The following is a 23,263-nucleotide window of genomic DNA, read 5'->3' on the forward strand; positions in this document are numbered from 1 at the left end:
AGGGTCCCCTCATTGACGCCGAGATCGCGCGCGACGGCAGCGATCGGCGTGTTGGTCTCCTCGACGATCCGTACAGCCCCCTCACGGAACTCACGGTCGTACTTCTGACGTGTCTCAGGCACAGCATCTCCTTATAGCTGATACCTACACGCTTCGGGGGGAAGTCCAGTTCTATTACGTGGAGGAGCCGGGGCGGCGGGGTCGTAAACCGAAGCCGTTGGAGACGATGCTGCGGATGTATCTGCTGCAGTTGTGGTTCGGGTTGTCGGATGAGGGGGTCGAGGACGCGGTGTATGACTCGTACGCGATGCGCCGGTTCCTGGGTCTGGATTTCGCGGTGGAGCAGGTCCCGGACGCGACGACGTTGCTGCATTTCCGGCACTTGTTGGAGACGCATGACTTGGGTGCGCGGTTACTCGCTGCGCAGGCTGCGGTGTTTGAGGAGCAGGGCTGGATCATGCGGGGCGGGTCGATCGTGGACGCGACGATCATCGCGGCGCCGTCGTCGACGAAGAACGCGGCGGGGGAACGGGACCCGCAGATGCATTCGACGAAGAAGGGCAATCAGTGGTTCTTCGGGATGAAGGCGCACATCGGGGTCGACGCGGGGACCGGGTATGTCCATTCGCTGGCGGTGACGGCTGCGAACGCGACCGATTTGTCGCAACTCCCGGGCTTGGTCCGCGGCGATGACGAGGTCGTATACGCCGACGCGGGGTACCAGGGCGCGCACGCCCTGCCTGGCAAGGACGGGCTGGAACGGCTGGACGGGGTCGAGTTCCGGGTCGCGGCCCGCAAGAGCGTGTTACGGACGTTGCCGCAGCACGACCGGCAGGTCGCGTCTCGGCAGGCCGCGGTCCGGGCCAAGGTTGAGCACCCGTTCTTGATCATCAAACGGGACTTCGGGTTCACCAAGGCCCGGTACCGCGGGCTGGCGAAGAATCGGCACCACCTGCTGATGCTGGTCACCAGTGCGAACTGGTTGATGCGCGGCCGGGCCGTCGCCCTGATGGGGTGACGGCCACCTCTTCACCCTGCCCGGAAACCCGAAAATCCCTCAACGAGAACCAGATTCGACCCCGAGGACGCCTAAACACGCGTGCCCAGGAGTGCTCCGACATCTGATCCCGCCGAACACGCCTCAGATCAGCGCTTCCTTAACCAACCGGGTGGCCTCGGTGCGTGCCCAGGCGTCGGCAGCAAGGACCCCGTCGACGCTGCTCGCGTCGCCGCCCTGATGGCGATCGACCACGCGGGCCACCGTGTCGACAACGTTGAGGAAGCCGATCGCGCCGGCGTGGAAGGCGTCTACCGCCACCTCATTGGCCGCGTTGTAGACCGCGGGGAAAGTCCCGCCGGCGGCCCCGACCTGGCGCGCCAGCCGCACCGCCGGGAAGGCGTCGTCGTCGAGCGGCGCGAAGTCCCACGACTGGGTCAGCGACCAGTCGCAGGGCACGTCGATGTCGTCGAGGCGGTCGGGCCAGGACAGGCCGAGTGCGATCGGGACGAGCATCCGCGGCGGACCCATCTGCGCGATCGTCGACCCGTCGCGGAACTCCACCATCGAATGGATCCACTGCTGCGGATGAACGACGACATCGATCCGCTCGAAGGGGAGGTCGAAGAGCAGGTGCGCCTCGATGACCTCCAGTCCCTTGTTGACCAACGTCGCGGAGTTGGTCGTGATGACCCGGCCCATCGCATAGTTCGGGTGCGCGAGCGCCTGTGCCGGTGTGACATCGCGCAGTTCGTCGCGCGTGAGGCCGCGGAACGGCCCGCCGCTGGCGGTGACGACCAAGCGCCTGACCTCGCTCGCCCGGCCCCCGCGCAGGGATTGCGCGATCGCCGAGTGCTCGGAGTCGACCGGGACGATCTGGCCGGGCGCCGCGGCCGCCCGCACGAGTGCGCCGCCGACGATCAGCGACTCCTTGTTGGCCAGCGCGAGCGTCGAACCGACCGCCAGCGCAGCGAGCGTGGGGCGCAACCCGATCGACCCGGTGATGCCGTTCAGCACGACATCGGCGCCCACCTCGGCCGCCCGGGTGCTCGCGTCCGGCCCGACCACGACCTCCGGGACGTATGCCGGGTGGCCGGCCCGAACGGCATACGTCCGGAGCGCGGAGCGCACCTCCTCGACCGTCCCCGCAGCTACGGCGACGAGCGGCACCTGGAACGAAACCGCTTGCTGCGCAAGGAGATCGATATTGCCGCCGGCGCTGATGGCGACGACCGTGAACCGGTCGGGGTTGCGCGCGATAACGTCCAGGGCCTGGGTGCCGATCGAGCCGGTCGAGCCGAGCAAGGCAACGCTGCGGTGGGTCACCCGGTCATTCTCGCCCACGTCCCCGTCTCTCCGGGCGCCCCACCGGCGCGAGCCCGGCGCCGGGCCTGATCCAGCGGCGCGGGTCCGAACCACCCTGGGCGCCTGATCGACTCGGGGCCGAGCACGCCCAGCTCCCGTCCAGACTCGCGCGCATCGATTGGCTTGTGACAGCGCCCTGGGTGCCGAGTGGTCAGCGATCGAGCCGGATCGCGCGGTCAGCGCGGTCAGCGATCGAGCAGGATGGCGCGGCCGGCTGGGTCTGCGGTCACGATCTCGTCGAGGATGTCCGCGATGGTCGCGGCGACGTCCGGGTGGGCGGCTGCGAGCAGCGCGGTGCGGTCCCAGATCAGCGACCACTGCCCCGGCTGCGCCGCGGCCCAGTCGCCCAGGCTGTCGGCCAGCGCGTCGTAGTTGTGGCCGAACCAGGCCGGGAAACGCAGCACCTCGGCGAAGAGGAGCAGGCTCTCGGCCTTGTCCGCCCCCGCGGGCACGACGTGGACAGAGCGCCCGGATGCCGCCTCGGCGCGCACCAGGGCGGCGAGTTGGGTCGCGCGCCCGCGCCGCTCGATCACGACCGCCTCCCAATCCGGTTCCGACGACCTCGGCCGGCCCGGACGCGGCCGGTCACGTGGCTCGCGCGCCCGCGCCGCTGGATCACGACCACCTCCGCGGCGCGAAGCGCCGACCCCGAACCACGGCTGCGGGATGACCAAGCAAGCCCAGGCCACGACGGCATTCGGCTCGGGTCATTGCCCCTCCTCGATCTGGCGGAAGCTGTCGTAGTGATCGGCCGTGTAGTAGCGGTCGCCCTCGGCCCCACCGATGATGCGCCGCGCGCCGCGGTCCGGGGAGCCGGGCGTGATCACGGTGTATTCGCGGTAGTAGCCATTGGCCCGCCGCGGCAGGATGCGCTCGCGATTGGTGAAGACGCCGTCGTCGGCGCGATAAGGAAACGGGCCGCCGGACCGGATAAGCGCGAGTGTGGTGCGTCCCTCGCGCGGGAGTTCGGACTCGCGGATGGTCGGCAGGCCGGAGACCGGTGTGGCCGCCGAGGCGCGGGGTGTGGTCCCGGCCGAACCGCCGGAGGAGCCACCGGCGGAGCCGGAGGGTGAACCCGCCGAACCCGAAGGCGAAACCGTGGATTTCGACCCGCCGGTGGCGCTCGACGCGGCGGACCCTGCGCCATCGGGCAGGGCGTCGGGGCTCGATCCGCCGCGGCTGGCCGCCCACCACACCAGGGCCAGGCACAGCGCGATTCCGAGCAGCATCAGCAGCTGCCGGTCGGCCCTCTTCAGCCGCATCGCTTCACCGTCGACCGCACGGCCGCGCCCTGCCCTTCGCTTGTTGTCGCCGGGCGCCATGGGTGGCCGGCCGGCGGCCCAGCGTAGCCGCCACCCGCCGATTGCCGCCCGCCCGAGTGCCCCGTCCAACGCTCTCGCCGTCCACCGAGTCCTGCGTTGCCCAACCAGAGGGCGCGGCATGGGCCGACTCGTCGCGCGGCGCCTCGTCGTGCGGCGCCTCATCGCGCGGCACCTCGTCGTGCGGCGGCTCGTCGTGCCGCGGCTCGTCGCTACGCTGTCGCTCGTGGTCGCGCCGCTGACGAAGCTCCCCGACGGAACGGTCAAGCAGGTCAACCCTTTCACCGGCACACATGTCTGGACCATTCCCGGCCGTGGCCATCGCCCCCTCCACCAACCGGTCGATGAGGTCGTGCCCGTCGACCCGGCTCAGCGCAACGCCCTGTGCGCGTTCTGCCCGGACCGCTACCTGGAGTCGCCGCCGGAGAAGGCACGCCGGGTGCGCATGGCGCCGGGGTGGGAAACGGCATACGACTTGCCCGCGGAGCGGCTCTTCGAGACGACCGCGGACTTCAGGCTGATCCCGAATCTCTTCCCGATCCTCTCGCTCGACTATTGGCGCACCAACCACGGCTATCAGATCTCGGATCGCGAAATCGCTTCCCGCAGAGCGTATTTCACCTCACCCGGGGGCCGCGAACAGGTGCTGGCGCTGATCGCGCGCCATGAGCCCTGGCTGCTGGATCGCGGCGATGACGCGATCATCGGCAGTGGGATCTTCGGTGGCTTCCACGATGTCGTCATCGCCCGCCGCCACCTGACCGACAACCGCGCGGACGACGCGGTCCTCGCCTCCTCCGGCACGCTCACCCCGGATGAGCACCACCAGTTCATTGACTTCACCCGAGCGGCGGCGCTGCGGCTGTACGAGAAGACGGCCAGCGTGCGCAATGTCATCGTCTTCCAGAACTGGCTTCGCCCGGCGGGCGCCTCCTTCGACCACCTCCACAAGCAGCTGGTCGCGATCGACGAGCTGGGACGTGCGCGAACCTTGGATGCCGACCGGCTGCGGACCCGGCCGCGGCTCGTCGAGGACTACCTGACGTTGCTGACCGAGAACGGATTGATCGTCGCCGAGACGTCCACCGCCCTCGCGGCGGCCGGCGTCGGCCACCGCTTCCCGACTCTGGAGGTATGGCTGCGGCGCCCCGACTCCGACCTCGCCAACCTCAGCACGGCCGAGCTCGCCGACTTCTCCGCGCTGCTGCATGCCTGCCATGTCGCCATGGGTCCGCACCTGCCGGTCAACGAGGAGTGGCACTACCGCGCTCCGAGTCAGCAGCACGCGATCCCGCTACGGGCCCTGCTGAAGTGGCGCATCTCGACGCCCGCCGGCTTCGAGGGCAACTCCGGGATCTATGTCAACACCATCGACCCGTGGGGCGTCGCCGACCGGACCCGCATCTGGCTGCGCGAGCGGGTCGCCGAACTCAGCCCCGGCGTCCGCATCTTCGACTGACCACCGCGCACGTCCGGCCGGCATCCCGGGCGAGTGGGGCCGCCTTTTCGTTGGCGGGCCTGCCGATAGCCCGGCCCGCCTACGAAAAAGCGGCCCGACTCGTCACTGCATTCCCTCGTGGGGTGACTTCTGTCGGGGTCCCCGCGAGGTATCGAGCGACGAAGGAGCGAGAACCTCGTGGGGTGATTTAGAACGCGAGGCCGACGTACTTCGTCTCCAAGTACTCGTCGATCCCCTCGAAGCCGCCCTCGCGGCCGAAGCCGGAGTGCTTGACCCCGCCGAAGGGCGCGGCCGGGTTGGAGACGATGCCGGTGTTGATACCGACCATCCCGAACTCCAGCGCCTCGGCGACCCGGATCACTCGGGCATAGTCGTTGGTGAAGACATACCCCACCAGCCCGTATTCGGTGCCATTGGCCTTCGCGATTGCGTCCGTCTCATCGGTGAAGGTCGCGATCGGGGCGACCGGGCCGAAGATCTCCTCCGTGAGCACCCGGGCGTCTGCTGGCACATCGGCAAGCACCGTCGGTGCGTAGAAGTAGCCGCGCCCGGGCACCGCGTCCCCGCCGGTCAGCGCCCGCGCGCCCTTGCCGACCGCGTCGAGCACCAACTCGTGCACGCCGTCGCGGGCCTTGGCGGTGATCAGCGGGCCGACGTCGATGCCGGACTTGGTGCCCTTGCCGACGGTCAGCGCGCCCATCCTTGCCGCGAATTTCTCGGCGAAAGCCGCCGCCACCGACTCCTGAACGAAGAAGCGATTGGCCGCGGTGCACGCCTCACCGATATTGCGCATCTTGGCCAGCATCGCCCCGTCGACCGCCTTGTCGAGGTCGGCGTCCGCGAAGACGATGAAGGGCGCATTCCCGCCCAGCTCCATCGACAGCCGCAACAACTGCTCGGCCGACTGCTCCACCAGCTTCTTGCCCACCGCGGTCGAGCCGGTGAAGGTCAGCTTGCGCAGCCGGGGGTCACGGATGATCGGCTCCGACAGCGCGCCGGAGTGCGTCGTGGTCACGACATTGACCACGCCCGCAGGCACCCCGACCTCCTCCAGCAACTCGACGAGGGCGAGCATCGACAGCGGCGTCTCGTGGGCCGGCTTGACGACCATCGTGCAGCCGGCCGCGATCGCCGGGCCGATCTTGCGCGTCCCCATGGCGAGCGGGAAATTCCACGGCGTGATCATGTAGGTCGGGCCGACTGGTTGCTTCATCGTCAGGAGCCGGGTCGCGCCATTGGGTGCCACCGAGTAGCGCCCGTGCACACGCACGGCCTCCTCGGCGAACCACCGGAAGAACTCCGCGCCATAGGCGACCTCGCCGCGCGCCTCGGCGAGCGGCTTGCCCATCTCCAGAGTCATCAGCAGGGCGAACTCCTCCGCCCGTTCCGTCAGCTTTTCGTATGCCGCCCGCAACATTTCCGAGCGTTCGCGCGGCGCGACCTTGGCCCAGGACGCCTGCGCCGTGACCGCGGCATCGAGCGCGGCCATCCCGTCCTCGGGTGTGGCATCGGCGCACGTCGTCAGGACGGCCCCGGTCGCTGGGTCGTGGACATCGAAGCGGGTGCCGCCACTCGCCTCCCGCCAAGTGCCGCCGATGAACAGGCCGGTCGGGACGGCCTCGATGACCGACTTCTGGGTGAGCGCCATACGTTGTCCTTGACTGTGCGGGGTGGGTCAGTGGCTGTGGTCGTGCCCGAGGTGGCCGTGGGGGATCTCGGCAGCGCGGCCCGACAGCAGCGGCAGGGCGGGATCCCAGGTCGTGCCGTCGCGGGCATCCTTGCGCCGCCGGGCGATCGCCGAGAGCGCCTCTAGGACAACGCGATTCGCCAGAGCAGCGGTGATATCGGCGTGATCGTAGGGCGGGCTGACCTCGACGACGTCGACACCGCATACGGGAAGTTCGAGGCAGATCCGGCGGACGGCATCGAGCAACTGGCGGGCCGAGAGGCCGCCCGGCTCGGGCGTCCCAGTGCCCGGTGCGTGCCCCGGGTCGCAGACGTCGATGTCGACGGAGAGGAAGACGCCATCGCACTCATCGGTGGCGATCGCGAAGGCCTCGGTCAAGCACTCCTCGAGACCACGGTGCACGATCTCGGTCATCTCGAAAGAGCGCATGCGCTGATCGGCCATCCAGTCCAGCGTCTCTGGCGGCGGCCAGTAGCCGCGCAACCCGATCTGCAGGAAGCGATCTCCCCGTAGGGCACCGGACTCGATGAGCCGCCGCATCGGCTGGCCGTGTCCCCAGAGCGAACCGAACTCGATATTGCCCGTGTCGGCGTGCGCGTCGAAGTGGATCATCGACACCCGCCCGTGCCCGAGCACATTGGCGCACCCCTTGGCGTCCGGGAAGGCGATCGAGTGATCGCCGCCGAGCACGACCGGGATCGCCCCTGCCGACGCAACTTTGGTGACGGCCGACTCCAGCGCCGGCAGCGCCGTCTCGATGGCCCCCGAGTACATCTCGACATCACCCGCGTCGACGACGCGCAGATCCTGCAGTCCGTCCACGCGCAGCGCCAGCGATGGGCGCGACCCGTCGTGCGGGAGGTAGTCGGTCATCCGGATCGCCTGGGGGCCGAAGCGCGTGCCGGGGCGGTGGGAAGTGCCGCCGTCGAAGGGCGCGCCGAGGATCACGACGTCGGCATCGGCATACGACTCGGAATCGTCCAGGTCGCACCGGTCCACACCGAGGAAGGTGATGTCGGGCCCGAACTGCGCGCCATAGCGAGTCATGCGTCGCATCCTACGGACCGGGCCGCGTCAGGCGGATTCGGCGCGTTGTTTACCTGGGAGTACCATCGTGAGTGTGGCTGATAGTGGCCACCGGCTCCAGCGTCGTGGTCGCCCAGATCCGACGAAAGGTCAACTCTCCCATGATGATCAGCGAACGCGTGCGCCCGCATGCCGCCGATGTCGTCGCCGAGGCTGCCGACACCGTTCGGCTCGCGCGACTGCCCCACTACCTCGAACTCGAGGCCCACGACCTCGAGGCACGCCTGCACGAGTTGCTCGACGCGGTGCTCACCAGCCTCGAGACCGAGCGTCCGCTCCACTTTGCCGAGCACGCCTACCACGTGGCCTCGGATCGCTTCCACGCCGGCGTGCGCATCGAAGAGGTGCAGACCGCTTTCAATGCGCTCGAAGCCGCCCTCTGGCGACGCATCGCGTCCGTCGTGCCCACCGAGCGCGTCGTGCACGACCTCGGCGCCGTCGGCGCGGTGCTTGGCGCCGGCAAGGACCAGCTCGCCAGCCGGTATGTCGAGTTGGCCGGCGCGCGGCACAGTCACGGCGTGGACGTTGCTCACCTCGTCGACGCGCTCTGACCGCTCCCCTACCGTTCCTCAATGCCCCACTCGATGCCGTAGCCCTCGGGCTTGGGCGCCGCCAGCAACTCCAGGAAGGGTGCGGCGTCGAAGGCTTCTGGGCCGCGTACGCCCGCGCCCGCCCAGGCGCCGGTCGCGAGCAACTCCAGCGCGACGATTGGGTTGAAGGCCGTCTGCCAGACCACACACTGGGCGTCGTAATCACGCATTGTGACCTCGTTGTCGGCCACGTGGTAGAGGTAGGTCGATCGCGGCTGGCCGTCGACGCCCGTTCCGGTGACCATGACTCCGGCGCACGTCTTGCCGGTCAGCTGCGGCCCGATGGTGGCCGGGTCGGGGAGCACCGCCGCGACGATGTCGCGCGGGGCTACTTGGATCCCCTTGATGGTCACCGGGTCCTTGCTGTCCAGACCGAGCGTATGCAGCGCCTTGAGGATCGAGATCATCTGCTCGCCCAGGCCGTATTTGAACGTCACGCGCTCGGCGTCCAGCCACCGGGGCATGAGCAGGACTTCCTCGTGCTCGACGTGCACGCACTCCACCGGGCCGATGCCCTCGGGGAAGTCGAAGACCTCCGGCTCACTGAAGGGCGGAAGGGTGAAGAAGCCGGTTTCGACATTCCCGCCGACCACCCGCGACTTCTCCCACACCACCGGCGGGTTGAGGCACTCCTCGATGATCGTCCACATCGAGAAGCCCGGCGCGAAACCCTCGGTGCCGTCCGGCCGGAAGTAGGCGAGATTGGCGCCGTCCCGCGTGCCCAGCTCATCGATGCTGCTGAAGAGGTGGTCGGCGGCATACCGCGCGAAGACGTCGGAGAGCCCCGGTTCGACGCCAATGCCCACGAGTGCCAGGCGGCCGGCGCCCTCCCAGTCCGAGGCCTGAGCGAACTGCTCATCCCCGAGCTTGACCCCGGCCTTGTCGTAGGGCGCGTCCTTGTGCGGCAACGACAGGCTCATCGCCATGTCGAGATAGTTCGCACCAGCGGCCCGGCAGCCATTGAAGATCGGCATCACGAAACGCGGGTCCACCGCGTTGAGCACGTGTGTGGCGCCCGTCAGCCGGATCGCGGCGGCCACCGCGTTCTCGTCCGAGGCGTCCACGGTCACGGCATGGAAGCGGTTCTCGCCGGGCTGCCTCGCCTGCACCGACGCCACCGTGCGGCGGGCCCGCTCGATGTCATAGTCGGCCACCACGAAGACGTCGTAGAAGTCGCGCTCGACGGCGATCTTGGCCGCGGCGTCACCGACCCCGCCGGCACCGATCATCAGGATGCGCATCACAAATTCCGTTCTCTTGCACTCATTTTTGTGGTTTTTCGGGACGTATAAAGCGCTCCCCCGTGAGCGGGTCGACCGCCTCCGCGCCCCGGGGCAGGTTGCCGAGATCCGGGGCGATGACGGTAGCCTCACGCGAATCGGGCAAGGTGATCGGCTCGACGCCGATCGGCTGCTCACCGGCCAGGATCAGGTCGGCCGAACTGCGCTGCGGGAGAGTCTCCCCGCGGAAGTACGCCGGGGCCACCATCCGCTGAATAGCGAGGAGGACGAGGCCGGCGAGCAGGGCGAGGATGCCGACAACGGCGACCGCCCCGATCCCGAAGATCGTGACATTCGCCCCGGCGTCGTCGGTGAGGTAGTCGGAAGCGGCATACGTCTTGAGTGCGTAGGCGAACATCGTGAAGAGGAAGATGCCGCCGGCCAGCGGAATGATCCCGCGGTTGATCAGGTGGCGAGCCGTGCCCAGGGAATGGCGGTAGAACCAGGCGCAGGCAATGCCGGTCAGGCCGTAGTAGAACGCGATCTGCAGGCCGATGGCGCCGATGAGGGCAGCCAGAATGTTGGGGCTGATCGCCGTCATACCCAAGTAGAAAGCGGCCGAGACCAGACCCATTCCGATGGTCGACCAGGTCGGCGTGAGGTAGCGCGGGTGAATCCGGGCAAACTTCCCGGGAATGGCCTTATAGACCGCCATCGACAGCGCCGTCCGGGCGGTCGGGAGAATCGTCGTCTGGGTTGAGGCCGAGGCGCTGGTGAGGATCGAGATGGCGAGCAGGGCAAGGCCGGCCTTGCCGAAGAAGCTGTCGCCGTAGAGCGTCGGTCCGATCGCGTTGAACACGTCTGCGGCATTGTCGGGGTTGGACAAGCCGTGCGCCGTGTCCCCGACGCCGGCGAAGGCCACCGCGGCAACGCTCACGAGAATGTAGGTGACCAAGAGCAGCAGGGTGGAGATGACCGCAGCGCGGCCCGGCGTTTTGCCGGGGTCGTCGGCCTCCTCATTGGTCGAGACGGCGGTGTCCCAGCCCCAGTAGATGAAGACGGCAAGCAGGACGGTGGAGGACAAGACGGACATGGATAACCCGCCGGGCCACAGCCACGAGAGATGAGGGTGCTGGGAGCCATCGGGTGCCGTTCCGCCGTAGACCTTGGCGAGGGCCACGACGGCGAAGACGACCAGCGTGACGATCTCGATGCCGAGCAGGCCATACTGCAAGCGCGCGGAGACCTCGATCCCGCGATAGCAGATATAGGTCATCACGGCGATCCAGACCAGCCCGGCGAAGGTGGACCAGCCGGTGCTCTGGTCGAGGCTGTTGTGAATGCCGAGTTCATTGGCCAGAGTGAAGGAGTATGCGCCGGCGATCTGAGCCAGATTGGCCATCACGATGACGTCGGCGGCGATGATTCCCCAGCCACCCATCCAGCCCACGACCGGGCCGAAGGCGCGCGTCGCCCAGGTAAAGGTGGTGCCACAATCGGGCTCGGCTTCGTTCAACTCGCGATAGGCGACCGCGATGAAATACATCGGCATGAAGGCGAGCAGCATGATTGCCGGCGCCTTGAACCCCGCCCCGCCGGAGACGACGTAGCCCAAGGTCGCCGCGAGCGAATAGGCCGGGGCAGTGGAGGCGATGCCGACGATGACGCTGCCGACCAGGCCGAGTGCGCCGGCCTTGAGGCCCTTGCCGGACGCGGCTGGCGCCGCCGGCGTGAGTTCGGTGATGGCCACTCGGGGTTCCTGACAACGAAGGGATAAGGGGGACCGCTACGCGGGGAGGTCAGGTCTTCTTGCGGGCGTTGCCGATCAACTGGCCGGCAATGACAAGAAGCACGGCGATGAAAAACATCGAGAAGCCGATCACATTGGCCTGGGCGGGGATCCCGCGCAGATAGGAGACATAGACGAACTTGGGGAAGGTCGTCTCGTTGCCGGAGACGAAGTTGGTGATGATGAAGTCGTCGAAGGACAAGGAGAACGAGAGCAGGGCGGCGCCCACGATGCCGGGCAGCACCAAAGGCAAGGTGATGTAGCGGAAGGTCGCGCGCGGGCCGGCATACAGGTCCTGGGCGGCCTCCTCCAGACGGGGATCAAGGCTCTGCAACCGGGCCTTGACGGTCACCACGACGAAGGAGATGCAGAACATGATGTGGGCGATGACGATCGTCCAGAAGCCCAGCCGCAGGCCGACGCGCGAGAAACCCTGGACAAAGAGCGTGAGCAGGCTCGCGCCGAGCACGATTTCGGGAGTCGCCATCGGGATGAAGACGAGCACATTTCCGCTCCCCCGGCCGCGGAAGCGGTAACGCACCAGCGCGAAGGCGATGAGTGTCCCCAGGATGGTCGCGATCACGGTGGCGATCAGGCCGATTTTGAGGGAGTTGCCGAGGGCCTCGCACACGCCGGGCGCACCGCACGGGTCCTTCCAGTGCTTCAGCGTCGGGCTGCCCTCGGAGTTCCACGTGATATTGGATTTGCGGTAGTTGTTGAAGGAAAAGGCAAAGGTGTAGCCCACCGGGACAAAGAGGTAGAGCAACACCAGGATCGCGGCGATCATCGCGAAGCGATTGGCGATCCACGCCTGGGCGCGGCGGCCGGGCGACGGACGGAAGGCGAGAGCGGTGTCAGGGGACGCGGTGCTCACAGCAACTCCTCCGTCCCGAAGCGGCGGATATAGACAAAGACCATTGCGAGAATCAGAGCCATCAAGGTGAAGGAAAGGGCGGCCGCGATCGGGAAGCCGCCCGGCACCTTGAAGAACTGACTCTCGATGACATTGCCGACCATCTTGGTGCTCCGGTCGGAGCCGAGTAGTTCGGCGTTGACATAGTCACCGGCGGCCGGGATGAAGGTGAGTAGGGTGCCCGCGATGACGCCCGGCATGCTCATCGGCAAGGTGACGGTCCGGAAGGTCGTGAAGCCATTGGCATACAGATCGCCACCGGCTTCGATGACCCGCGGATCGGCCCGCTCCAGCGAGGCATAGATCGGCAACACCATGAAGGGCAGGAAGTTGTAGGTCAAGCCCGCGACGACCGCCATCCACGTCTCGGTGATCCGGCCGCCGGGGAGCACATGAAGGAAGTTCAACGTCGAGGCGACCGGGCCCTCGTCGGCAAGGATCTGCCGCCAGGCGATGGTGCGCAGCATGAAGCTGGTGAAGAAGGGAGCGATGATGCAGATCATCATCACCCCGCGCCATTTGCCGGCCTTGAAGGCCATGGCATACGCCAGCGGGTAGGCCAGGCAGAAGGCGAAGAAGGTCGCCAAGCCGGCAAACAGCAGCGACCGGCCGAAGTGCGGCGCGAACTCGGTCAGGGCCGACCAATAGTTGTGGAAGTTCAGGTCGCGGTAGTAGTAGCCGGGATAGCCCTTGAGCTTCGACTGCAGGCTGACGGTGAAGAGCTGGACAAGCGGCGCGACAAAAAAGATCGCCAGCCAGAGCAAGCCGGGCAGGAGCAGCAGATAAGGCAGCCAGCTGCCACGCTTGGCCTGATCGGGACCGGTTGCCGCGGGGTGCCCGCCACCGCCGCCGGTATGGGCCAGCGCACTCATTGAGCGTCCTGCAGCGCCGGGCCGCTGGACGGATCGGACGAGGTGGCCTCGGAGGCAAGCACCGGCCCCTTCGGGACCTCGGCGTTCTCGGCCGGGACCCCGAAGGCGTGCCCCGGATCCCACGACATCCACACGCGGTCACCGGGCTTGAGGTCGATCGGCTCGACATCGAGATTCTGTTCGTAGACGCTCCACGTCGCCCCGCTGGCAACCGTGACGAGATATTGGGTCGCGACACCGGTAAACGAGACGTCCAGAACAGTCGCGGCCATGTCGTTGCCGACCCCGGTCGGCCGGTCGCGATAGATGCGGACCTTCTCGGGCCGGACGCCGAACAGGATGTCGCCGCTCTGCACTTGGCTGCGTCGATGGGGCACCTTCACCGTGGATCCGTGCACGTCGACAACGAGGAAGTCCCCGTCGCGATCGGTGATGCGCCCACGTCCGAGATTGGACTGGCCCACGAAATTGGCGACGAAGGCCGTGACCGGCAGGTCGTACATCGCGGCCGGGGGGCCCATCTGCTCGATGCGGCCGTGGTTCATGACCGCGACGGTGTCGGCCATGGTCATGGCCTCTTCCTGGTCATGGGTGACGTGGATGAAGGTCAGGCCCACCTCGGTCTGGATGCGCTTGAGCTCGACCTGCATCTGGCGGCGCAATTTCAGGTCGAGAGCGCCGAGCGGCTCATCGAGCAGAAGCACCTCCGGCCGGTTGACCAGGGCCCGGGCGACCGCGACGCGCTGTTGCTGACCACCGGAAAGTTGCGCCGGCTTCCGCGACGCGAGGTGTGGCAGCTGCACCAAGTCGAGAGCCTCGTCGGCAAGTTGGAGCGCATTCTTGGCGCCGCGCCGCTTGGGGCCGAAGGCCACATTGTCCCGGACCGTCAGGTGCGGGAAGAGGGCATAACTCTGGAAGACGGTGTTGACCGGGCGCTCATACGGGCGGGAGCCGGTCAGATCGGTGTCACCGATCAGGATGCGGCCCAACGTCGGCTGCTCCAGGCCGGCGACCATCCGCAAGGTCGTCGTCTTGCCGCAGCCGGACGGACCGAGCAGGGCGAAGAACGATCCGCGCGGAACGACTAGAGTCAGATCGTCGACGGCGTTGAAATCGCCAAAGGACTTGGTGACGCTTTCGATCTCCAGGTCACCCTTGGCTGCGCGAAATCCGGACATCAGTTGCCCACCACCTTTGCCCACGCGGCGCTGTAGTCGGCATCCTCTTCGGGAGTCAACGCCCGGAACCCTTGGATGTGGTGCTCCTTGATGTAGTCCTCACCGGGGAAGATGAACGGTGAGTCCGCGAGCTCTGGATCGGTCTTGGCCAATACCTTCTGGGCGCCCAGGACCGGGGAGACATAGTTGACATAGGCCGCGACCTGCGCCGCGACCTCGGGTTCGTAGTAGTAGTTGATCAACTCCTCGGCACTGCGCCGATGGGTCGAGGTGATCGGGACCATCATGTTGTCTGACCACAAGGTGCCCCCGGACTCAGGGATGACAAACTGCCAGTTCGGGTCCTCGGTCTCGGCCCGAAGGATGAACAGATCACCACTCCAGACGATCCCCGCGACGGCATTGCCACTCTTGAGGTCGTTGAGATAGGAATTGCCCTTGATCCGGCGGATGTAGTTGTCGCTGACGAGTTGGTTGAACTTCTCCAGCGCCTTGTCGAACTCTGTCTTGCCCCAGTTGCCAGAAATGTCCACGCCCTGCCACTGCATCATCAGCCCGAGCGTGTCGCGCATCTCGGACAGGACGGTGACCTTGCCCTTGAGCTCGTCGGTGAACAACTCATCGAGCGACTTCAGGTCGCGCCCAATCTTGGCCTTGTTGTAGCCGATCCCCGCGAACCCGCTTTGCCAGGTGACCGAGTTGTTGCGGCCCGGGTCGAAGGAGACCTCCTTCAGCGTCGGCAGCATATTTGCCGCGACATTCGGCATCCGGATCAACTCCAGCGGCTGGACGAGCCGCTCCTGGATCATTCGGTTGGCCATCCAGTCGGTCAAGGTGAAGATGTCGGCGCCGATGTCCTGCCCGGCCTGCAACTGCGGCTTGACCTTGGAGACATAGGTGTCGTTGTCCTCGATGTCCTCGCTGTAGGTCGCGTGGATCCCGGACTCCTTGTTGAAGGCCTCCAGGGTCGGGTAGGTCTTGGTCTCCTCGTCGTAGTCGAGGTAGGCCGTCCAGTTCGACCAGCGGCAGATCTTCTCGGTCTCGGAGACGTCGGTCGGCAACTTCAGGGCGGCGACCCCGCCGGCCGGCGGGGCCGGCGGCGCGCAGGCAGTCAGCGCGGCGGCGGAGGCGCCGAACAGTCCGGTGCCGAGAAGTCGGCGACGGCTGAGCGCCGATGCCTGCGCGGCACGCACAAGAGCGCGGACCGCGGGGTCGCGCGGCGGCATACGGGTCATATATCGCTACCCTTTAGGACTCGATATTGGCCATCACGTGCTTGATGCGCGTGTAGTCCTCGAAGCCGTATATGGACAGGTCCTTGCCATAGCCCGAGCGCTTGAAGCCACCGTGCGGCATCTCGGCGACGAGCGGGATGTGGGTGTTGATCCACACGCAGCCGAAGTCCAGGCGCTTGCTCATCCGCATCGCGCGACCGAAGTCCTTGGTCCACACCGACGACGCCAGGCCGTAGTCGACGCCATTGGCCCAGGCGACGGCTTCGTCCTCGTCGGTGAAGCGCTGGACGGTGATGACCGGGCCGAAGATCTCGTTCTGGATGGCCTCGTCGTCCTGCCGCAGTCCCGAGAGCACGGTGGGCTCGAGGAAGTAGCCGTCGCCAAGGCCGGTGATCCGGTTGCCGCCGGCCGAGACCGTGGCGTGGCTCGGCAGCCGCTCGATAAACCCACCGACGTGGGCGAGCTGGCGGGAGTTGTTGACCGGACCGAAGAGCGCGTCCGGGTCATCGGGCATACCGACCTTGGCGTTGTCCTTCGCATAGGCCGCGAGTGCGGCGACGAAGTCGTCGTGAATGCCGGGTGCGGCCAGCACGCGGGTCGCGGCCGTGCAGTCCTGGCCGGCGTTGAAATAGCCGGCGATGGCGATGCCCTCGACAGCGGCCTCGATGTCGGCGTCGTCGAAGACGACCACCGGGGCCTTGCCGCCGAGTTCGAGGTGGACGCGCTTGACCTGCTTGCTGGCGGACTCGGCCACCTGCATACCGGCCCGCACCGACCCGGTGATGGCGACCAACGCAGGCGTGTCATGCTCGACGAGTGCCCGGCCGGTGTCGCGATCGCCGGTGACGACATTGAAGGTCCCGGCCGGGAGGAACTCGGAGGCGACCTCAGCGAGGAGAAGCGTTGTCTCCGGGGTGGTGTCGGACGGCTTGAGCACGATGGTGTTGCCGGCCGCGAGAGCTGGAGCGATCTTCCAGACGGCCATCAGGAGCGGGTAGTTCCAGGGCGTGACCTGACCGACGACGCCGATCGGCTCCCGCCGGATCCAACTGGTCATCCCCTTCATGTATTCACCGGCGGCGCGGCCTTCGAGCACGCGCGCGGCGCCGGCGAAGAAGCGGATTTGGTCGAGCATCGGCGGGATTTCTTCGCTCGTGGTGAGCGCATAGGGCTTGCCGGTGTTCTCGGCCTCAAGCTTGACGAACTCCTCGGCGCGCGCCTCGACGGCGTCGGCGATCTTGAGCAGCGCCTGCTGCCGCTCGCTGGGCGTCGTCTGCCCCCACTCGTGAAAGGCCGTGGCGGCGCTGGCGTAGGCCGCATCAACATCGGCCGCGCTAGAGACGGGCGCGCTGGCCACCACCTGGCCCGTGGACGGGTTGATCAGGTCGGTGCGGGCATCACTGCTCGCGTCCACATAGCTGTTTCCGATGAAATTTCTCAACTCGCGGGGGGTGCTCACGCTCATCACTCCAGTAGTCCTCGATCGTCGTCGTCGACGATTGAGCGAACTCTAGCCAGACGCAGCGCCCGGGCGACAGACCCCGGCACGATCGGCTCACGAAATTTACGTGGTCGACACATTCGCCTGGCCGGGACGACGGAATCCGTGGCTGGGCTCCTTGCGGCCGACGGAATCCTCAGCCACGATGGGGCTTATGCGAGGGAGCAAGCCGACACCGGCGCAGGCGCGTCTGGACGAGCATTCGAAGGTGATCATCGAGCACCTCCAGGCCGACGGCAGAGCGTCCTATGCCGCGATCGCCAAGGCCGTGGGGCTCTCCGAGGCGGCCGTGCGCCAGCGGGTGCAGCGGCTGCTCGACTCGGGCGTGATGCAGATCGTCGCCGTCACCGATCCACTCCAGGTGGGCTTCACCCGTCAGGCAATGATCGGCATCCGCGTAGACGGCGAATTGGACGCACCGGCCGCAGCGCTGTCGGAATTGCCGGAAGTCGCCTATGTCGTGACGACCGCAGGCAGCTTCGACCTGTTGTGCGAGGTGGTCTGCGAGAACGACGAAGAATTGTTGGACATCGTCAGCCGCCAGATCCGCAGTCTCCCGGGGGTGGCGTCGACCGAGACCTTCGTCTACCTGAAGCTCAACAAGCAGCACTACAACTGGGGCACCCGATGACGCCCTTGCGCGTGAGGTGAGCATGGGCGTCGAGGTCGAGTTCGACACCGATCGCCTTGCGGCCCGCCTGACGCCCTTGCGCGTGAGGTGAGCATGGGCGTCGAGAGCACGCTCACCACGCCCCTGTGGTGGGAGCCGTATGCCGCCCGCTCCGCCGCGGCTGCTGCGGCGAGTGGGGCTGTGGTCCCGGAACGCGCCGATGTGGTCATCGTCGGGGGTGGCTTCACCGGATTGTGGAGCGCCTACTACCTCTTGCGCGAGCGCCCCGGGCTCGCCGTGCTCGTGCTGGAGGCCGAGCACCTCGGATATGGAGCCAGCGGGCGCAATGGCGGCTGGGTATCAGCGCTCTTCCCGCTCGGCGGTGACGCCCTCGCCCGCCGGCATGGGGTGGAGGCGACGCGCCGGCTGCTGGGTGAGTTGCGTCATACGGTCGATGAAGTGGGCAATGTCGTTGCCGCAGAGGGCTTTCCCGGGGTCGGCTATGTCCGTGGCGGAGCGCTTTGTCTTGCGCGGGGGCCGGCGCAGGTGGCGCGGGCGCGGGCAGGTCTGGCCGAGGACCAGCGCTGGGACGCGGGCACGCAGTGGCTCGACGCGGCCGGGGCGCGAGAGCGGCTGGCGGCCACGGGCGTCGATGGTGCCACGTGGAATCCGCATTGCGCTCGCGTCCAACCGCGCGCTCTGATCGAAGGCTTGGCCGCGGCCGTGCGCCGACGCGGCGGCGTGATCGTGGAGGGGATGCGCGTCGTGGACGCTGCTCCCGGACGGGTGGTGCTGGCGGACGGACGGGTCGTGCGGGCCGGGCACGTACTACGGGCAACTGAAGCCTATACAGCGTCACTGCCTCGGCTCGGACGGCGCTTGGCACCGGTGTACTCGCTGATCGTCGCCACCGAGCCGTTGAGCCAATCCTCCTGGGAGAGTGTGGGTCTCGCGCGGCGGGAGGTCTTCAGTGACTATCGGCACGTGATCGTCTACTGGCAGCGGTCGACGGATGACCGGCTGGTCTTCGGCGGGCGCGGCGCGCCCTATCACTTCGGGTCGGCGATCCGGCCGGACTTCGACGGTGACGAGCGAGTCTTCCGGCTGTTGCGGAATACGGTGCGGGAGTTGTTCCCGCAGCTGGGCGAGATCCGCTTCACGCACGCGTGGGGTGGCCCGCTGGGGATCCCCCGCGACTGGCATCCGTCGGTGGGTTATGACCCGGGAGCGCGTGTCGGCTGGGCCGGTGGCTATGTCGGCGATGGCGTGGCCGCGACCAATCTCGCTGGGCGCACGCTCGCCGATCTGGTGCTGGGCCGGCGGACCGTGTTGACCGCCCTGCCTTGGGTGGGGCATCACTCGCCCGACTGGGAGCCGGAGCCGTGGCGGTGGTTCGGCGTGAATGCCGGGCTGCGCCTGGCCGGGCTGGCCGATGCCGAGGAGTCGATCACCGGGCACCCGGCCCGGTCCGGGTCGCTGTTAGCCCGCCTGACTGGCCACTGATCAACGTTATCCACAGGCAGTCTGGAGTGCCCTGGCCGTATCGTCATCGCGGGATCAGGATGGGATTCATGGGTCACAACGAACTGAGAGTGAGGCACCATGGGTGTCGTGACCACATTGCCTTGGGGGCGGGAGTTGACCGCGGACGATCTGGCGGACCTCCCCGACGACGGCCACCGCTATGAGCTCATCGACGGGTGCCTCCTCGTGACTCCGTCGCCCTCGCGCTGGCACCAAGGCGTCAGTGCCGAGCTCGCCTTCGCCCTGACCGTGTCCTGTCCAGACGACCTCAGAGTTATCACGGCTCCGATGGACGTCAGGTACTCACGCCGCACGGTGCTCCAACCCGACATCTTGGTGGTCTCACGAGCCAACTTCGCCAACGAGGACGATCCGCTCCGTCCAGCGCTGGCCGTCGAGATTCTCTCGCCCAGTACGCGATTGATCGACCTCAACCTCAAGAAGGCCCGCTATGAGCGCGCGGGCTGTCCCAGCTACTGGGTGGTCGATCCAATCGACCCGCGCCTGATCGCCTGGGAGTTGCGGGAGGGCAGATACGCCCAGGTCGCCGATGTGTCCGGCGAGGAATCCTGGGGCGCCATGGTTCCCTACCCGGTCACGATCACTCCCGCCCGGCCGCGCCGCTGAGCCCCGCCCGTCCGTTCAGCGCCGGCCCTTTGGTAGCGGTCGGCGGGTCGTGTTCGCTTCGGCGGTACGAACCGTCGACCCCCTGCACGAAGCGCCGACTTCTGCACGAAGCGCCGACCTAGACTGCCGGCCATGGTCGATGACGCGACGCTGCGGGCCTATTGGAGTCACCGCCAAGGCCTTGATGGCTCCCTCGCCGGCGCAACGCCCGCCCAGGTCTTGGAGTGTGCCGGTTGGGCGCGCTCGGTCGGCGGGACGACTCCCTATCTGACGCTCTTCTCCCGGGCCGGCGTGCGGCGCGCCGAGGCCGACGCGGCGGTCGCCGCACTCGCCATCCACGAGTTGCCGTCGGCGCGCGATTGCACGTATGTCTTGCCCGCTCGCGACTTCGCGCTGGCGTCCGTGATCGGTGGTGGCGCCAGCAGCACGGCCGAGCTGCGCACCGCGGAGAAGCTGGGCGTCACGCGCGCTGAGGTCGATGACTTGGCGGATGCCGTTCTTGCGCAGTTGTTTTCGGCGCCTCTCGACCCGGCCGGACTGCGCGAGGCGCTCGGTGACCGGGTGCGGTCGCTTGGCGATGCGGGCAAGAAGAAGGGCATCACAACGACCTTGCCGCTCGCCCTCGGCCTCCTTCAGGCACGCAGCCGAATCCGGCGCGTCCCGGTCGACGGACGGCTGGATCAGCAGCGCTTCCGCTATGTCCCATGGCCGCAGGCACCGGTCTGGTCTGGGGACGTCCACGCCGCCCGCGCCGAACTCGCCTCGCGCTATTGGGACTGGATCGGCGTCGCGAGCCTGGCGCATTTCCGCTGGTTCAGCGGCGTCACCCTCGCCGCGGCGAAGGCCGCCATCGCCGGCCTTGAGCTCCATCCGCTCGCCGGTACGGACCTGCTCGCCACCCCCGCGACTCGCGCCGAACTGAGCACGTATGCCGCGCCCGCCACTTCGCAGATCGCGCTCATCGGGTGGCTGGACGGCCTGGTGCTGTTGCGTCGTGATCTGGACGGCGTCACCGACGCCGCCGACCGGGATCACCCCTTGCTCACGCCGGCACGCACGGCCGGTGGCACCCTGACGGACTTGCCACATCAAGGGATCGTCGACCGCGGCCGGCTGATCGGGCTGTGGGACTACGACCCCGGGACCGAGGAAGTCGTCTGGGCACCGATCACGAAACTCACTGCGGCCCAGACCACATCGACCCTCGACGCGGTCGGTGTCACCGAGGCCTTCATCCGCGATGACCTCGGCGACAACCGTGGGATGAGCCTGGACAGCCCGGCCTCCCGAGCGCCGCGCCTCGCCGCCCTGCGCGCGCACGCCGGTTGATCCGCGATGACCGCACACGTCCCGCCCGCCGGAATCGAGATCGAGTCCTTGGCGGCCCTCGACGACGCGCTCGCGGCGGGTCTTCCTCCGGCCCTGTTGCGCCTGCAGGATCTCGACCTGCGCGAGTATCGCGGCCTCGATGACCGGAGCGACCTCGACCAGATGGTCGTGCTGGGCGGTCACCTTTCCCCCGCCTTGGACGCACACTTGCGCGCCCAGGGCGCGATCATCTTCCCCGACGACCCGGATGCCGCGCCGATCCGGCCCTACCGTGCCCGGCTCTACACCGCCGACGAGCTCTATGCCGAGCTCGAGGCCGGCTACGACGCGACCCCGGACGCGCGGGCATACGGCTGGTATCAACAAGGACGCGAGCACCCGGACGTCTTCAGTGCGCTGCTGCAGGCGATCCACGACGACTCCATCGCCGACGCCCTCGCCGAGTTCGTCGACGGCCACCGCGTCGTCGGTGTCATGGGCGGCCATGCCGTCTCCCGCGGAACGAGCGCGTATGCCGAGGCCGCTCGCCTTGGTTTCGAGCTCGCCGGTCGAGGATTCGTCGTCGCGACGGGCGGTGGACCGGGCGCCATGGAAGCCGCCAATCTCGGTGCGGCAGCGCGTGATTCGCACGACTTGATCGAGGCGCTCACGATCATCGCCGAGGTCCCGGGTTTCGCTGACGTTCACGCTTGGGCCCTGGCCGGTTTGCGCGCGCGGGAGGTGATCGAGACGCGGCCAGTGGGCGAGGAGCGGGGCAGGAGCCTCGGCATACCGACGTGGTTCTATGGGCACGAGCCGCCCAATGTCTTCGGTGAGGGGATCGCCAAGTTCTTCTCCAATGCCCTGCGCGAGGATGCACTGCTCGCTCTCGCCGGGGACGGAGTCTTGGTCCTGCCCGGCGCAGCCGGAACCGTTCAGGAGATCTTCCAAGTGGCGACGCGGGCCTACTACTCCGCCGATCCTCCACCGCCGCTCGTGCTCGTCGGCCGACGTCATTGGACCGAGACCATCCCGGTCTGGCCGGCCCTTCGGGCGCTCGCCGCCGGGCGGCCGATGGCGGCGCGCATCGCCGTAGTGGACGATCTCGACCAGGCGCTCGCCCTCATGCAGTAGCAGATGCCGGGGGGCCGAGCGGCCCCGCCGACAGCGGCGCGACGCTGAGGTGCGTGGGTATGGACATGCTGGGGGGCGGAGCGATCCGCGAGGCAAAGCTGACCGATTGGCGCAAACTTTCCCAGGGGCTGCACGCACGCTACCGGGTTGCGGACTTCGGGACGGGGGCGCACTTCGTGGCCGCGGTGGGTGACGCGAGCGACGCGCTCGGCCATCACCCGCGGGTGGCGATGGGGCCGGGATATGTCGATCTGAAGTTGAGCAGCGACGACGCCATCTATCGCGACGACGAGGGCACCGAGCACGTCGTCGAATGGGTGACGGCGCAAGACATCGACCTTGCGCGCCGGATTACCGAGATCGCTGCCGAGCATGGCCTCGCGGCCGATCCGGGGGCGGTGAGTGTGGTCGAGCTGGGACTTGACACGGCCGACTCGGCGGCCATCGCACCGTTCTGGGCAGCCCTGTTGGCCGGGAGCGCGGACGCCCAGGGCCGCGGCACCCCGAGCGATGAAGTTCGCGACGACAGCGGACGGTCACCGAATCTGTGGTTCGGCGAGGCGCCGCCCGAGCATGGTCAGCGTTTCCACGTCGAGGTCTACGTGCCGGCCGAGGTAGCGGGCGACCGTCTTGCTGCCGTGCTCGCCGCCGGCGGGACCATCGTCGACGACACCCTGGCCTGATCGTCATCGCCGACCGCGATGGCAACAAGGGCGTCCTGTTCGTCGCCCTCCCCGCCGAGCCCTAGCCTCCGTCTTTCACGGGGCAGCGGTTTGATGACGTGAGGGGCGTGGAGGGGCTGTCGGCGTGTGGGGGCAGGCGTTGGTGCCGCGTGGCGCTGCGGTGCGG

General features: G+C 67.8%; 22 protein-coding genes. 9 read left to right on the forward strand and 13 right to left on the reverse strand.

The window, feature by feature from the left end; translation table 11 throughout:
- The coding region (locus tag ABD209_RS19840; protein WP_425564658.1) for a transposase at positions 1-122 on the reverse strand (122 nt) is incomplete at its 3' end.
- On the opposite strand from ABD209_RS19840, the gene ABD209_RS10975 reads away from it, so the two are divergent.
- Positions 110-1,018, forward strand: a complete 909-nt coding sequence (locus ABD209_RS10975; RefSeq protein ID WP_344066043.1) for an IS5 family transposase — start codon at positions 110-112, stop codon at positions 1,016-1,018. The two genes, ABD209_RS19840 and ABD209_RS10975, sit on opposite strands and share 13 nt — an antisense overlap.
- Positions 1,019-1,141: 123 nt before the next feature.
- Here ABD209_RS10975 and dxr read toward each other — a convergent pair whose 3' ends face one another.
- The 3 genes from dxr to ABD209_RS10990 all read right to left on the reverse strand — a co-directional run bounded on the left by dxr (position 1,142) and on the right by ABD209_RS10990 (position 3,624).
- Positions 1,142-2,323: a 1-deoxy-D-xylulose-5-phosphate reductoisomerase gene (gene dxr, locus ABD209_RS10980; protein WP_344066045.1), complete on the reverse strand. Its 1,182-nt coding sequence runs from the start codon at positions 2,321-2,323 to the stop codon at positions 1,142-1,144.
- 224 nt (positions 2,324-2,547) lie between these two features.
- Positions 2,548-2,895: a barstar family protein gene (locus ABD209_RS10985; RefSeq protein WP_344066047.1), complete on the reverse strand. Its 348-nt coding sequence runs from the start codon at positions 2,893-2,895 to the stop codon at positions 2,548-2,550.
- A gap of 174 nt (positions 2,896-3,069) precedes the next feature.
- The gene (locus ABD209_RS10990) at positions 3,070-3,624 is read right to left on the reverse strand and encodes a guanyl-specific ribonuclease (RefSeq protein WP_344066050.1); all 555 of its coding nucleotides are present in this window, start codon (positions 3,622-3,624) and stop codon (positions 3,070-3,072) included.
- A gap of 178 nt (positions 3,625-3,802) precedes the next feature.
- Between ABD209_RS10990 and ABD209_RS10995 the strand changes: the two genes are divergently transcribed.
- Positions 3,803-5,140: a DUF4921 family protein gene (locus tag ABD209_RS10995; protein WP_344066053.1), complete on the forward strand. Its 1,338-nt coding sequence runs from the start codon at positions 3,803-3,805 to the stop codon at positions 5,138-5,140.
- Positions 5,141-5,327: 187 nt separating this feature from the next.
- On the opposite strand, the gene ABD209_RS11000 is transcribed toward ABD209_RS10995, so the two are convergent.
- Together ABD209_RS11000 and speB are read right to left on the reverse strand one after the other, a co-directional pair.
- Positions 5,328-6,788 (reverse strand): NAD-dependent succinate-semialdehyde dehydrogenase, encoded by a 1,461-nt coding sequence (locus tag ABD209_RS11000; protein WP_344066055.1) that lies wholly within the window; start codon positions 6,786-6,788, stop codon positions 5,328-5,330.
- A 27-nt stretch (positions 6,789-6,815) separates the two neighbouring features.
- Positions 6,816-7,874, reverse strand: coding sequence for an agmatinase (gene speB / locus ABD209_RS11005; RefSeq protein ID WP_344066057.1), 1,059 nt, complete (start codon positions 7,872-7,874; stop codon positions 6,816-6,818).
- A gap of 83 nt (positions 7,875-7,957) precedes the next feature.
- Between speB and ABD209_RS11010 the strand changes: the two genes are divergently transcribed.
- Positions 7,958-8,464: an RsbRD N-terminal domain-containing protein gene (locus ABD209_RS11010; RefSeq protein WP_324386895.1), complete on the forward strand. Its 507-nt coding sequence runs from the start codon at positions 7,958-7,960 to the stop codon at positions 8,462-8,464.
- An 8-nt stretch (positions 8,465-8,472) separates the two neighbouring features.
- Here the strand turns inward: ABD209_RS11010 and ABD209_RS11015 are convergent, their stop codons facing one another.
- From ABD209_RS11015 to ABD209_RS11045, 7 genes are all read right to left on the reverse strand, one after another.
- Entirely contained in the window at positions 8,473-9,744 is a 1,272-nt protein-coding gene (locus ABD209_RS11015) for a saccharopine dehydrogenase family protein (protein WP_344066060.1), read from the reverse strand.
- Positions 9,745-9,766: 22 nt separating this feature from the next.
- Complete coding sequence (locus ABD209_RS11020; protein WP_344066062.1) at positions 9,767-11,473, reverse strand: APC family permease; 1,707 nt, start codon at positions 11,471-11,473, stop codon at positions 9,767-9,769.
- 49 nt (positions 11,474-11,522) lie between these two features.
- Entirely contained in the window at positions 11,523-12,299 is a 777-nt protein-coding gene (locus ABD209_RS11025) for an ABC transporter permease (RefSeq protein WP_344066092.1), read from the reverse strand.
- A gap of 83 nt (positions 12,300-12,382) precedes the next feature.
- Positions 12,383-13,297 carry an ABC transporter permease gene (locus ABD209_RS11030; protein WP_344066064.1) on the reverse strand — a complete coding sequence of 305 codons (915 nt, stop codon included), beginning with the start codon at positions 13,295-13,297 and terminating at the stop codon, positions 12,383-12,385.
- Positions 13,294-14,475 (reverse strand): ABC transporter ATP-binding protein, encoded by a 1,182-nt coding sequence (locus ABD209_RS11035; protein WP_344066066.1) that lies wholly within the window; start codon positions 14,473-14,475, stop codon positions 13,294-13,296. The genes ABD209_RS11030 and ABD209_RS11035 overlap by 4 nt, the downstream gene beginning before the upstream one ends.
- Entirely contained in the window at positions 14,475-15,710 is a 1,236-nt protein-coding gene (locus ABD209_RS11040; protein WP_344066068.1) for an ABC transporter substrate-binding protein, read from the reverse strand. The genes ABD209_RS11035 and ABD209_RS11040 overlap by 1 nt, the downstream gene beginning before the upstream one ends.
- A 13-nt stretch (positions 15,711-15,723) precedes the next feature.
- Positions 15,724-17,169 carry a gamma-aminobutyraldehyde dehydrogenase gene (locus ABD209_RS11045; protein WP_425564656.1) on the reverse strand — a complete coding sequence of 482 codons (1,446 nt, stop codon included), beginning with the start codon at positions 17,167-17,169 and terminating at the stop codon, positions 15,724-15,726.
- Between the two features lie 196 nt (positions 17,170-17,365).
- Between ABD209_RS11045 and ABD209_RS11050 the strand changes: the two genes are divergently transcribed.
- The 6 genes from ABD209_RS11050 (at position 17,366) to ABD209_RS11075 (ending at position 23,097) form a co-directional block, all read left to right on the forward strand.
- Entirely contained in the window at positions 17,366-17,842 is a 477-nt protein-coding gene (locus ABD209_RS11050) for an Lrp/AsnC family transcriptional regulator (protein WP_344066074.1), read from the forward strand.
- A 93-nt stretch (positions 17,843-17,935) separates the two neighbouring features.
- Entirely contained in the window at positions 17,936-19,324 is a 1,389-nt protein-coding gene (locus ABD209_RS11055) for an NAD(P)/FAD-dependent oxidoreductase (RefSeq protein WP_344066077.1), read from the forward strand.
- A gap of 99 nt (positions 19,325-19,423) precedes the next feature.
- Positions 19,424-19,972, forward strand: a complete 549-nt coding sequence (locus ABD209_RS11060; RefSeq protein ID WP_425564657.1) for a Uma2 family endonuclease — start codon at positions 19,424-19,426, stop codon at positions 19,970-19,972.
- 132 nt (positions 19,973-20,104) lie between these two features.
- Positions 20,105-21,301 carry a DNA glycosylase AlkZ-like family protein gene (locus tag ABD209_RS11065; protein WP_344066084.1) on the forward strand — a complete coding sequence of 399 codons (1,197 nt, stop codon included), beginning with the start codon at positions 20,105-20,107 and terminating at the stop codon, positions 21,299-21,301.
- A gap of 6 nt (positions 21,302-21,307) precedes the next feature.
- Complete coding sequence (locus tag ABD209_RS11070; RefSeq protein WP_344066086.1) at positions 21,308-22,414, forward strand: LOG family protein; 1,107 nt, start codon at positions 21,308-21,310, stop codon at positions 22,412-22,414.
- 59 nt (positions 22,415-22,473) lie between these two features.
- Entirely contained in the window at positions 22,474-23,097 is a 624-nt protein-coding gene (locus tag ABD209_RS11075; RefSeq protein WP_344066089.1) for a 4a-hydroxytetrahydrobiopterin dehydratase, read from the forward strand.
- Positions 23,098-23,263: the final 166 nt, after the last annotated feature.

It is taken from the genome of Nostocoides vanveenii, assembly GCF_039531165.1.
Classification (GTDB): Bacteria; Actinomycetota; Actinomycetes; order Actinomycetales; family Dermatophilaceae; genus Nostocoides_A; species Nostocoides_A vanveenii.